The sequence below is a fragment of the Paenibacillus polysaccharolyticus genome (genome assembly GCF_900102085.1).
GTDB classification, from domain to species: domain Bacteria; phylum Bacillota; class Bacilli; order Paenibacillales; family Paenibacillaceae; genus Paenibacillus; species Paenibacillus polysaccharolyticus.
In genome coordinates, this window is record NZ_FMVM01000019.1 from 135,272 (window position 1) to 148,136 (window position 12,865).

The 12,865-nt window shown below is 48.8% G+C and carries 10 protein-coding genes; 6 read left to right on the forward strand and 4 right to left on the reverse strand.

Features of this window, described 5'->3' with window-relative positions; all coding sequences use genetic code 11:
• Window positions 1-250: 250 nt before the first annotated feature.
• Together BLQ13_RS23780 and BLQ13_RS23785 are read left to right on the forward strand one after the other, a co-directional pair.
• Window positions 251-1,240 carry a LacI family DNA-binding transcriptional regulator gene (locus BLQ13_RS23780; protein ID WP_090924177.1) on the forward strand — a complete coding sequence of 330 codons (990 nt, stop codon included), beginning with the start codon at window positions 251-253 and terminating at the stop codon, window positions 1,238-1,240.
• 302 nt (window positions 1,241-1,542) lie between these two features.
• Complete coding sequence (locus BLQ13_RS23785; RefSeq protein ID WP_090924178.1) at window positions 1,543-4,941, forward strand: GH36-type glycosyl hydrolase domain-containing protein; 3,399 nt, start codon at window positions 1,543-1,545, stop codon at window positions 4,939-4,941.
• 118 nt (window positions 4,942-5,059) lie between these two features.
• On the opposite strand, the gene BLQ13_RS23790 is transcribed toward BLQ13_RS23785, so the two are convergent.
• The gene (locus BLQ13_RS23790; RefSeq protein ID WP_090924179.1) at window positions 5,060-6,199 is read right to left on the reverse strand and encodes a methyltransferase domain-containing protein; all 1,140 of its coding nucleotides are present in this window, start codon (window positions 6,197-6,199) and stop codon (window positions 5,060-5,062) included.
• A 352-nt stretch (window positions 6,200-6,551) separates the two neighbouring features.
• Between BLQ13_RS23790 and BLQ13_RS23795 the strand changes: the two genes are divergently transcribed.
• The gene (locus tag BLQ13_RS23795; protein WP_090924180.1) at window positions 6,552-7,049 is read left to right on the forward strand and encodes a GNAT family N-acetyltransferase; all 498 of its coding nucleotides are present in this window, start codon (window positions 6,552-6,554) and stop codon (window positions 7,047-7,049) included.
• Between the two features lie 52 nt (window positions 7,050-7,101).
• Entirely contained in the window at window positions 7,102-7,890 is a 789-nt protein-coding gene (locus tag BLQ13_RS23800) for an SDR family oxidoreductase (protein ID WP_090924181.1), read from the forward strand.
• A gap of 141 nt (window positions 7,891-8,031) precedes the next feature.
• Here the strand turns inward: BLQ13_RS23800 and BLQ13_RS23805 are convergent, their stop codons facing one another.
• The 3 genes from BLQ13_RS23805 to BLQ13_RS23815 form a co-directional block, all read right to left on the reverse strand.
• Entirely contained in the window at window positions 8,032-9,000 is a 969-nt protein-coding gene (locus BLQ13_RS23805; protein WP_090924182.1) for a LysM peptidoglycan-binding domain-containing protein, read from the reverse strand.
• Window positions 9,001-9,220: 220 nt separating this feature from the next.
• Window positions 9,221-9,769: a GNAT family N-acetyltransferase gene (locus tag BLQ13_RS23810; protein WP_090924183.1), complete on the reverse strand. Its 549-nt coding sequence runs from the start codon at window positions 9,767-9,769 to the stop codon at window positions 9,221-9,223.
• A 34-nt stretch (window positions 9,770-9,803) separates the two neighbouring features.
• The gene (locus BLQ13_RS23815; RefSeq protein ID WP_090924184.1) at window positions 9,804-10,061 is read right to left on the reverse strand and encodes a DUF2164 domain-containing protein; all 258 of its coding nucleotides are present in this window, start codon (window positions 10,059-10,061) and stop codon (window positions 9,804-9,806) included.
• 281 nt (window positions 10,062-10,342) lie between these two features.
• Here BLQ13_RS23815 and BLQ13_RS23820 point away from each other — a divergent pair, with 281 nt between their 5' ends.
• Both BLQ13_RS23820 and BLQ13_RS23825 read left to right on the forward strand, forming a co-directional pair.
• Entirely contained in the window at window positions 10,343-12,115 is a 1,773-nt protein-coding gene (locus BLQ13_RS23820; RefSeq protein ID WP_090924195.1) for a glutamine--tRNA ligase/YqeY domain fusion protein, read from the forward strand.
• A 489-nt stretch (window positions 12,116-12,604) separates the two neighbouring features.
• The coding region (locus BLQ13_RS23825) for a transposase (protein WP_090924185.1) at window positions 12,605-12,865 on the forward strand (261 nt) is incomplete at its 3' end.

Below are 12,865 nucleotides of genomic sequence, written 5' to 3' on the forward strand. Positions count from 1 at the left end.
TACAGCAGAGAGACAAGAAGGTTGAGCATGAATTATTTTTTTGGAAATACCTCGAAACGTTTCGATCCATAATTGAAATGGTTTGGAAACAACTAAAGATTTATAATAATAGTACAACCATAACATACTTTAGAGGTACCCTGAAACATCATCTCAAAATATATGCATCACAATGAATAGTAACTATAATGGAACAGAGAACAGGACGAAATAGTCATGGACGAGTGAAGCAAGAAGGGGCGAACTAGGAATGGCAACGATCAAGGATGTGGCAAAGCTGGCGGGTGTAGCACTCTCCACTGCTTCCTATGCATTGAATGGGGACAGCAAGGTTAGTGCCAAAACCAAAGCCAAAGTGCTTGAGGCAGCACGGGAACTGAATTACCGTAAAAACGGCTTTGCCATGGATCTGAAACGGAGCCGGACCAATACCATCGCGCTAATCTTGACAGACTTGTCGGGACCTTATTACTCCGAGTTGATTCGTAGTGTGCAGGATGTGGCGCTGGCGAACGGGTATGACCTGATTGCTTGCAGCTCGATGGGTGGAGGGGATTCGACGGCCGTACGTTTTTTGCGTGAAAAAAGGGTGGACGGAGCCGTTGTTCTGGCTCATAACATCGATGATGATATCCTGGTTCAGTCTGCCGGGTCGCGATTCCCCATTATTGTCATGGATCGACAGCTATCTGGCGATCATCTTGTTAGCGTACTGGTGGATGGAGAGCAGGGAGGATATCTGGCGACTCGCCGTCTAATTAGAGCGGGGCATGAGAATATTGCTTATATCAGCGGACCGTCCAATTCCTATGATAATGCGCTACGTTACCAGGGGTATCTCCGAGCGATGCGGGAAGCAGGCCTTACCGAAAAATCCAAGTGGCGTTTGAACGGCAATTTTGTGCGCGAGGGCGGTTTCAGCGCGACCAAGATGATGATTATGCAGGGAGAGCTGCCGTCAGCAGTGTTTTACGGAAACGATGAGATGGCTATAGGTGGACTGAAGGCATTTGAAGAGAGTGGTATTTCGGTGCCGGGAGATGTTTCCGTTATTGGATTCGATGATATCCAGCTGTCTGAATATATTCAACCACCGCTGACCACGATTCGTCAGCCGAAGCATGAGGCGGGATCACTGGCCGGGCATCTGCTGTTCCAGATGTTGAATGGAGAGAGTGTTAATCCATCCTATACATTAACGATTGATCTGGTAGAGCGCGGGTCCGTGGGGTCTCCTTAAGGTCGAGAGTAGGAAATAAGGTTACCGAGTTTGCATCATGGTATGTAATATTGGTGGCAACTGGGGCAGTAGATGCAAAAGGCGGAGCAAGTATTCATCACAGCAAGACTTGGCTAAGATGGATACATAACGACGAGAAGTGTGATCTGTAAGTGAACACAATGTGTTACTTGTATTACAGCATGAGGGTTATCGTTGGAACGGGTCGGGAACGACCGGTTCAAAGGGAGCCCTATTCTTTTTCAAAAATATCGAAACGTTTCGATTTTAAGTCGTAAACTAATTTAAGGAGTGATAGAGAGATGGCAACAACTATGAATGAAACGATTCGTCTGGCAGCCGGAGAAGTCACATTTTCTTTTTTGAACAGTGGAGATTTGTATCAAGCCACTTCCGGCTCAACCATGCTGAATCAACTACTTAGCAACCCGATTGATGGGTCTTTGAATAATCTATACCTGCGTGTATACGGAGAAAATGGGGAGATTCTTTCCTTCCCTCTCCTCGGCGTGCATTCCGGTAGCCAAGTATCTACGAGCAAATTACATGCAGACCATCAGCTGATCTGGACAGGCAGTGTGCAACCGAACCCTGCAGGACAGGCGATCCAGTATAAAGTTGTATTTACGCTTGCCCCGCAAGGAATCTGGTTCTGGGATGTGAAAATTACAGGACAACAGCAGCGTGTTGATGTGGTGTATGGACAAGATGTGGGACTTGCTGACCCGGGCGCAGTACGTAGTAATGAAGCCTATCTGTCGCAATATATCGACCATACGGTATTTGAAGATGATGCAAAAGGCTATGTGGTATGTTCACGTCAAAACCAGCCACAGGGCGGCGTTTTCCCTTACATGCAACAAGGCTCTCTCACCAAAGCAGTGGGCTACTCAACAGATGGATTCCAGTTCTTCGGACTATCTTACAAAGAAACCAATCAACCTGAAAGCCTGAGTCGCCCGTCTCTGGCAAACGAAACTTACCAGTATGAGTTCGCTTATACTGCATTGCAATCCGAGTTGTTGGAACTGAACGGTGAGGCACAGGTTGTTTTCTACGGACTGGCGAAGCCTAACCATGCATCGGGTATTACCGCACTGGAGTATGGAGATGAAGTTGCAGCAGCATGGAACGAAGTACAGGCTTTGAACGCAGAACAAGGTGAAGTATTTGAACAGGTGAAACTTTCCTCATCTCTGGGTGAGCCACTGGCGGCACTGGATCTGACGCAGGAAGAGATTAACCAGCTGTACCCTGACCGTCATCAGGAAGAACGTAGCGGGGATCAACTGTTGTCCTTCTTTACCGAATCCTACGAGCATATCGTATTGAAAGCCAAAGAACTGATGGTGGAGCGTCCACACGGACATATTCTGATGAGCGGCGGTAATGTAAAACTTGGAGCACAGGTTATTACAACCACCTCGTATATGTACGGAATGTTCAACTCGCAGCTTGTGATCGGCAACACCAATTTTAACAAAATGATCAGTAATGCCCGCAATGCTCTGAACGTGCCGAAAACGGCCGGACAACGCATTTATGTAGAGATTGATGGACAATATCGCCTGCTGACGATGCCGTCCCTGTTCGAGATTGGGTTTAACTATGCTCGCTGGATATACAAAATGGAGTCCGATACACTCATCGTGACGAATTACACAACGACGCATTCTACAGAAGTACGGATGAATGTGCGTTCTACAAGTGGCAAAGCTTATCGTTACCTGGTGACGAACCAGATTACGATGAACGTGAATGAGTACGAATACCCATTGCACATGACGCAGGATGGTAACACATTGATTTTCAAAGCAGATTCGAAGTCCCTGAGTGCTGGAACGTATCCTGAGCTGGAGTACCGCATGACGGTTGAAGGTGCCTCTGTACAAGCCGGGGACGAAACCCTGCTCGCCAGCGGTGTTCGCAGTGGTGTTGCTTCACTCGTAACGTTAAGTTTAGAAGAGACTGCGGAATGGACGCTGAAGGTTCAGGGCGTGCTGGAAGGTCAGGCGACTGCTGGTGCTGATACAGCAACTTCTACTCTTTCTTTTGAAGAAGAAGTGCAGGCATACCGTGAGTTCTTTGCGGGTGTCATGAACGGTTTCCGTTTGTCGCGCGGCGAGAGCCAGGATGCCGAAGATCTGTTCAAAGTCAACGCACTTGCTTGGTGGTACACCCACAACATGCTGGTTCACTACTCTGTGCCTCATGGTCTGGAGCAATACGGCGGTGCGGCATGGGGTACGCGTGATGTGTGCCAAGGTCCGGTAGAGTATTTCATGGCCACTCAAAAATATGAGCAGGTTCGCGATATCATCAAAATGGTATACACACACCAATACGAAGATGATGGTAACTGGCCGCAGTGGTTTATGTTTGACAAGTACTTTGCGATTCAACAGGAAGAGAGCCATGGCGATATCATCGTATGGCCGCTGAAAGTGCTGGCAGATTACCTGACTGCAACTCGCGACTATGCCATTCTGGAAGAGAAAGTGCCTTATACAGTTAAACACAGCTTTGGATTCACAGAAGAGACAGCCACCGTACTGGATCACGCGAAAAAAGAGATCGAGTATATCCGTGCACACTTCCTGCACGATACGTTCCTGTCCTCCTATGGAGATGGAGACTGGGATGATACCCTGCAACCAGCTAATGCACAACTCAAGCAATACATGGTGAGTAGCTGGACGGTTGCCTTGACGTATCAGTCCGTGAACGTGTTGTCACAGGCATTGAAGTCCAAAGACGAAGCTTTTGCGCAGGAGCTTGCCGAACTGGCACAGGGCATCCGCGAGGATTTCAACCGTTACATGCTGGGCACAGATGTAATTCCAGGCTTTGTGTACATGGAAGAGGCAGATCGGGCGAAGCTGATGCTGCACCCTACAGACACCGAGACAGGGATTCAATACCGCCTGTTGCCAATGACACGCAGCATGATCGGCGAACTGCTGAACGCAGAACAGGCTGAGTCACACTATGCACTCATTCGTGAACAGTTCCTCTGCCCGGATGGCGTACGTCTGATGAACCGTCCTGCGCAATATGCTGGCGGTGTGAGCACACACTTCAAACGTGCAGAGCAAGCATCCAACTTCGGACGTGAGATCGGTTTGCAATATGTGCATGCCCACATCCGTTACGTGGAAGCGATGGCGAAGCTGGGTAAAACGGATCAAGTGTGGAACGGTCTGGCGATGATCAATCCGGTGGGGATCCGTGAGGTTGTGCCTAATGCAGAGATTCGCCAAGCGAACGCGTACTTCAGTAGTTCGGATGGCAAGTTCAACACCCGTTACGAGGCACAGGAACATTTTGACCAGCTTCGCAAAGGGACGGTAGAAGTGAAAGGCGGATGGAGAATCTACTCCAGCGGCCCTGGAATCTACATGAACCAGTTGATCTCGAATGCACTCGGTATTCGTCAGGAAGGCGGTAATCTGGTCATTGACCCGGTACTGCCAGCTGAGCTGGATGGCATGCAATTCGAATTCGAATATGCAGGCACGCCGGTGACGTTTATCTACCACCTGAATGAGAAAGCTGTCAGCCGTGTAACGGTGAATGGCAAAGACGTGGCTGGTGAGCGTACAGTGAACCGTTATCGTGAAGGCGGGGTATGCATCTCGCTGGATGCGTTCAAAGAAGTAAGCGGCACGGCTGAGCGTACGATTGTTGATATTTATATGTAAACTAGTCATTGCTGTCCTCTCTAGCGAGACCAGCAATAAGAGCCAACCTCCTTTCGGAGAGTTGGCTCTTTCCTATATCATTCGTGTTTCGCTGGAGGTTGTTGTCAGATACCTGCTATTATAGCGGAACCGCAAGTACGGTATGCAATAATTCATTATGACGGACATGTTTGGTCTCGTAGCCCAGGTGAGTCAGACGGCAGTGTAATTCGTCCAGCAATGGGAAATGGCGCTCGTGCAAAGCGCGTTGTTGTTCCTTGTCGCCTGTGACCTTGGCATGTCGTAGGTAAGCGTCACGATGGGCGGAATCCCTAAACATCAGGTCGGTGAGACAGATTCTGCTCGTGCCGCTGGTTTTGAGCACACGCTGGATTTCTTCCAAAGCGAGCTGTTGCTGATCCGGACCCAGATGATGGAAGGCGAAGCTGGATACAACAAAGTCGAAGGATTGATCGGCAAAAGGCAAGGCCAGAAAATTACCAAGCTTCACCTGCATCTGAGGATACTTGAGGCGGCATGTTCGCAGCATTTCCCGTGATTGATCGATCCCGGTCATGACAGCACCCTGACGCAGCATTCTGCCAGCCAAATTGCCTGTCCCAGTGCCAATGTCCAAGCCAGTTTCTCCAGGCTGAGGAGCAATAGACTGCAAGGTCTGTTCTAATGCTTCGTCGTAATTACGGTATAGGTTAAATGGCTTGTCTGCTGTTGTTTGTACGTGGCCTAAGGACGCAGTCGTGGATAGGGTTGAATCTGCTTGTGGAGTGTAATCCTCTGTATCTGTCATAGTTTGAACCCGCTGATCATGGATGGCCGCTTGTTTATCATAATTCCAGCGGTCATGCCAGTTCTGCCTTGCTTCCCGCAGTCTGCGTGCACTGCCAGCCAGATCATGCAGGTGGCTGACATCCAGCGCCCCGTCCTGACGGTTCAGGTCGATCATCCGCTGGGTTGTATCCATCATACGTTTTAACTCCACCCACTGGGCGTACATCACCGCTTGCTGCAACTCCAGATATTCCTCTAACCCCTGCTGGTTACCTTGATCTATCTCGGCGAGCGCGTGAGTGATATCCTGCAAAGACATGCCAATCTCGCGTAGTGCTGCAATCGTCTGCAAACGCCATATATCATTCTCCGTATAGGTGCGGTATCCGTTGCTGACCTGCTTGGCAGGCTGAATTAACCCTTTTTCCTCATAAAAACGAATGGCTCTTGCGGAAATCCCCAGCCGGGAAGCGGCTTCTTTGATATTCAACCGGATGTACCTCCTTACCTTATTGAACCGTATCTATAAGTATTACCATGGAATCAGTATAAAGTATGACGTTACGGCAAGGTAAAGTGTTTTTTGCAATACACTGGCATCGCATCTTCTAATCTGTGGTTCTGGTGTGTACCATTTGTGAGCATTAGATACGTTTTATTTGAGCTCTAATCTTTCATGATTTGGTCAAATGAAGGTGGAATTTTAGTCCTCCCGGCGGCTATGCTACAATAGATAACAGAATAAAGAACATGATAAAGATAGCGTAATCAAGCTAGGGAAAAATATATTTAAATGAAGCGAATCAAAAAATTGAATGAAGATATCGAAAGGTTGAATCAGCATGTTCACCAGTCATACGTATCAAATCCGTGCTTCCGAGATGAAGGATGCAAACCAGCTAATGGAGCTGGATATGCTGGTCTGGAATGCATCCACCTCGCCTGCACCGATGCAATGGAGATCCAGACAGCAGTATTTGCAATATTGTCCTCCTGGCAGTCAGCTCATTGCGGTACAAGAGGATCAGGTATGCGGATACGTGGGCTTCCATCCCCCTACGGGGATGCCAGTGAATCGGCATGTCTATGAAATCCATATTGCTGTTCATCCGGATTTTCGCCGCTCTGGTGTGGCAACAGCTCTAATGAAAGCGATGAAGCAACACGCGCTGGAGCAGGGCATTCGTAAACTCAGACTGCGTGTATTATCGAGCAATCCGGGAGCGGTTGCCTTCTATGAGCAATGTGGGTTTATAACCGAAGGCAGGCTTGTATCTGAGTTCCGAATCGGTGGCAGGGATGTAGACGACATTTTAATGGCTTATTTTATTGATGCCTAAACGGTTAGACGGATGTGTAGGGGAACAAACTTTGCTTAGGGAGGAATACACAATGGATATGGGACTTCGCGGTAAAAAAGCACTCGTGCTGGCCTCCAGTCGAGGCCTGGGCAAAGCAGTTGCGGCACAGCTGGCACTGGAAGGTGCGGATGTGATGTTGGCCAGCCGAAGCGGGGACAAGCTCGCTATCGTCAAAGAAGAGTTGCTTGCACTTGGCGGCGGAGGACGTGTCGAATATGTCGCAACGGATGTAACACGCAAGGAGGACATCGCGGCACTTATTCAGGCTACAGCAGAACAGTTTGGCCAGATCGACATTCTGGTTAACAATTCTGGCGGCCCGCCCTCCGGTACGTTCGAGTCACTGACCGACGAGGACTGGGAGCGTGCATTTGAGCTAAACATGCTTAGTTATGTCCGGCTGATTCGGGGTGTGCTTCCGTATATGAAGGCAAACGGAGGACATATCGTCAACATTGCCTCCACATCGGTGAAGCAACCCATTCCGGGTCTGATTCTATCCAATACGTTTCGTACGGGTGTGTTTGGTCTTGCCAAGACGCTCTCTCAGGAGCTTGCACCTTACGGCATACTGATTAATACCGTAGCCCCTGGACGCATCGCAACAGATCGGATTCGTGAGTTGGATACGGCGAGGGCAGAACAGAATGGAGTCAGTGAAGACGAGATTGCCGAGCAGTTCCGTAAAGAGATTCCGCTGGGGCGTTATGGACAGCCGGAGGAATTCGCCAAAGCTGTCGTATTTCTGTTGTCTGGTGCCAACTCCTACATTACCGGAACATCATTAATTGTGGATGGTGGCATGGTGCGCGCGCTCTAAAGGACGATGTACCTGATAAACATTAAAACCCCTCCTTCACCGCTGCTGACAGCGTGGGAAGGAGGGGCTTGGCATGGAAATCATCCTGTAGGATGCAGAGACAGGTGAGATTCCACGTACGATTTGCTTGCTAACGGTAGGTTATGCAGGATCTTTACTAAGATCAGAAGTGTTCGTACCTGCATGATCTGTCGTGCCTGCTTTGTCTGTTTTGTCGTTCTCTGGCAAAGGTTTAACTGGGGTGCCAGACTCGTCTTTCAAACGAGAGCCATGGTGATGCTCGGGCCGAACGGATGGGCGTTTGCCATTAACAAGGTCTGTGATGCGCTGGGTTAGATCGGCAACCCGTTCATCATACTGAGCCTGTGTAATTTTCCCGTCTTTCAACTCTTGCTGCAGATCGGCCGTTCTATCGGTTGCAAGCTGCTGAATAAGGGTTTGCACGTTTACCTTCTGGGCAGAGGCAATGGCTGCGAGGGTATCCCCTTTTTTGAGTGATGAAGTTAATTCATTGGTGGTCACTCCGAGTAAAGACGCGAGCTTGTCCAGGTTGCGATCGACTTCAGGGCCAAACCCCCGTCCAGGCAAACCCATTCCAGGCACAGGATGTTCTGGTTTTTTCGCGCGTAATGCGGATGGTTTTTCGTTTACCAGTTCACTCACGCGTTCCGTAAGAGCGGCCAAACGTTCATTATATTGGGTTTGTGTAATCTTGGAGTCGGTAAGCTGTAGTTGCAGTTCCTTTTTCTCCGTGGCTACCAGTTTATCAATGAGCGTCTGTGTCTCAACCTTTTTTGAGGCAGCAATTTCAGCAAGGGACTTGTCTGCTTTAATGGCTTCTTTCAACTCATCTTTGGTGATGCCCAGCACAGAGAGAACTTCTTCAGCATGAGGCCCGAACCAAGGTCCAAGTCCTCGTTCCGCTTCGCCAGGTGGTTTCAATATATGGGACCCCATCGGGGCAGTGCGTTTGTTTTGGAGTGCATCGGATGCTTTCGCCGCAGGGTCTGCATGAACCGCAGTTGTTGCCACCAAGCCCCCGCCAAGTGCAAGTGTTAAAGCTAAAGCGCTGGTTACTTTGATTGCCTTTGATGTTGTGGTTTTCTTCATCCGTGATCATCCTTCTTCCTTGAATAGAGTTTGTGGTTATACAGCCACAACGCTATCTTAGGCACCGAGCATGAAGCAGAGATGAGTTCAACCTTAAGGGGAAGTAAAAAATGGTGTCCTAACCACAAATACCCCTTATCTATGGGACATGTGCCGTCACAGACAAAGGGCAAGCGGATTAGGGTGATGTATGATGATATGTCCATTATGTAAGGCTGTTTTATCGCAAAAGTTCCCATTCATGCTGTAACATGCCGTATACCGCATGATTGACGTATCCTTTAGGCAGCTTTTCCGCCTGGCGAATGACACCTTCAAGCACGAAGCCAAGTCGTTCCGGAATAGCACGGCTACGTTTGTTGTTGGTGGCACAGCGAATTTCGACCCGATTCAGATCCAGTGTCACGAGGGCGTAATCCACCAAGACACGGCAGGCACTGGTCATTAGGCCTTGTCCTTCGAAACCTTTACCAAGCCAGTATCCGATGCTTACGGAACGGCTTGTCCAGTTAATCTCGTGGAAACCGATGATACCTGCAAGTTCTCCTTTTAACCAGATGCCGGCTGTGAAGCCGCCGTTCTCCGCAGCTTGTTTTAACGCGTTCGTAATAAAGCTCGATGTATGTTCAATGTCGGTCACCTGATCTACCCAAGGCAGCCAATGTCTCAGTTGATCTCTGGAACGGTCCGTCAGTTCGAACAGCGGTTTGGTGTGCTCCATCAAAAGCGGGCGAAGCTCTGTATATTCATCCAATGAATAGGTAAACATGATGGCAACCTTCTTTCTTTATATAATAGGTAGATTAGCGGGGAGGCCGGGGCAATTTGCGCTCCAGAGCAAACAGATCTTCTTCCATGGAGGCCATGCGCTGGTTTACCGTCGTGCGTGCGTCACTGAGTGCCTGATTATATATGTAGGGAGCAAGCTGTGTCATAAACAGGTCGAGGACGCCCCATGCTGCCAGATCGCCCAATTCTTCGCCGCGTTCCTCTTCAAAATACGACTGGATCGTGCGAATGGCTTCATCCTGCTGTTCTTTGGTCAGTTTTAGCGCGTTCACTTGGGAACCCCCCCTTAAATTTAGTTTTACTCATATGCTACATGATTCGTGCGAACTCGTCAAAATGGTATTGGGCCTAACTTGAATCGGGTAGCGTGTGCGTTTGATCCCGATTTTCATGTTGTTATTTATTGAACTCCTTCCCCGTTAAAGGTATATTTAAATGAAACGCGTACGAAACTTTCCATGAAAGAAGATATTTTCAGGAAATGGTTTCGTCATTAAGGAATTTTACCCGGAATTGCTGTACTATTGTACTTTTTGCAAGCTCCAATCCATTCATGAAAGGTTTGATAACTGTGGACAACCGATTCACAACCCCACCTAACTTTATTAAAAATATCATTACCGAGGACCTCCGGTCGGGCAAAGTCCAGGAAGTTATTACCCGTTTTCCACCGGAACCGAACGGTTATCTGCATATTGGTCACGCGAAGGCGATCTGGATCAACTTTACGCTGGGCGGCGAGTTCGGCGGCAAGACAAACCTGCGCTTTGATGACACGAACCCGGTGAAGGAAGACGTGGAGTACGTGAACTCCATCCAGGAAGACGTGAAATGGCTCGGATACGAGTGGAACGAGAAACGTTTTGCCTCGGATTATTTCGATGAGATGTACAACCGTGCGGTCTTGCTTATTCAAAAAGGTAAAGCCTATGTCGACGACCAAAGCGCCGACGAAATCCGTCAAATGCGCGGAACGCTAACCGAGCCGGGCAAAAACAGCCCGTACCGCGACCGTTCGGTGGAAGAGAACCTCGACTTGTTCACACGTATGCGTGCAGGCGAATTCAAGAACGGAGAAAAAGTGCTGCGTGCCAAGATTGATATGGCTTCGCCTAACATCAACCTGCGTGATCCGGTCATCTACCGTATCTCTCATGCACATCACCATAACACGGGCGACAAATGGTGCATCTACCCGATGTATGCATTCGCACACCCGCTGGAAGATGCCATTGAAGGTGTAACACACTCTTTGTGTTCTCTGGAGTTTGAAGATCAACGTCCATTCTATGATTGGGTTATCGCGGAATGTGAGATGGAGAGTCAGCCGCGTCAATACGAGTTTGGCCGCCTGAACCTGTCACAGATGGTAACGAGCAAACGTAAGCTGAAGTTGCTTGTGGACGAAGGCCATGTGGATGGCTGGGACGATCCGCGTATGCCAACGATCTCGGGTTTGCGTCGCCGGGGGTACACACCGGAAGCGATTCGTGATTTTGTATTCGAAACAGGCATTTCCAAAAGCCAAGGCGTGATCGATCTACAAACGCTGGAGCACTTTGTTCGTGAGGATCTGAAACTGAAAGCTCCGCGCACCATGGCTGTCCTGCACCCGCTCAAAGTGGTTATCACCAACTATCCTGAGGGACAAGTGGAGTGGCTGGAGGCCGAGAATAACGTGGAAAATCCGGAGATGGGCAACCGCCAAATTCCGTTCTCCCGTGAGATTTATATCGAGCAAGACGACTTTATGGAAAATCCACCGAACAAATACTTCCGTTTGTTCCCTGGCAATGAAGTTCGTTTGAAACATGCTTACTTCATTAAATGTAATGACGTGATCAAGGATGCGGATGGTAATGTCGTTGAGATTCATTGCACTTATGATGTAGAAACGAAGAGCGGCAGCGGCTTTACAGGCCGCAAAGTCAAAGGCACGATTCACTGGGTAGAGGCAACTCAAGCGGTACCCGCAGAATTCCGTTTGTACGAGCCGTTGATTTCGGCGGAAGCGCCGGAAGCGGAAGCAGAGGCCGAAGTGGTTGCTGCTGTAGCAGGAGCTGAGATTGAGGCCGATGTGACTGGAGCTGGAGCAGAGACTGCCGAGCAACCGGAAAAAACGTTCCTGGATCAGCTGAACCCGAACTCTCTGGAGATCGTTCACGGCTTCGTGGAGCAAGAGATGAAAGAAGCGAAATCACAGGACAAGTTCCAATTTTTCCGTCACGGTTACTTCAGTGTTGATCCAAAGCACTCCGAGCCAGGCCGTCCCGTGTTCAACCGGGTTGTATCGCTGAAAAGCTCATTCCAATTGCCTAAGGCATAAGGTATAAAGTAGATACAAGAGGATATGGGATGAGGTAGACGTACAAGAGCGTGAGATAGACAAACAAGTGAGTGGGATAGACGGAAACAGTAGCACAGACGCACAACAGCATGAGATAGACGTGTAATAGTAGCGTGGGCATGGGACAGAGGTGGTTGCTAAACCAACGTCAGCCACGACATTAATTCACCCGTCGAATGCTTGAAGGGTTTGGTTAGAGCACGAAGTTTCGAGATTAGTAAGCTGCATATGCATTAAAAAGGGGCGCTCCTTCATCCTTAAGATGACGGGACGCCCTTTTTGTGTTTTTCGATATAGAGGGGATGTCCTCTTTTATAGTATGCAAATTACTCTAACGATCACAGGGAACGCTATTTCCTCGTTTTTCGTCATTTCTGAATTCTAACGATCCGTACCTTTAAAGCCCCCTAATCCAATTGGACACTCGAAGCCACCTCAGATACACTAAATGAAATGAGGAGAGTATTCATGAAAAGACGATTTAGATGCCCAGTTGAGGCGAAAAAGGAATATGTCGTAGAGGTGCTTTCTGGCCTCCGGACAGAGGTCGTAGCACGAAAGTACGGCATGTCTCCTAAAACGCTGACGACTTGGGTTCGTCAATATGAAGATGAGGTGGGGGAACTGGTGGCTAAAAAACAAAAAGAAACGCAACAAATACAGCAAGATGCAGCCAACTATCAAGAACTGCAGGAGAAATACGATGAAGCTTTGAAACTTCTTGGCGCA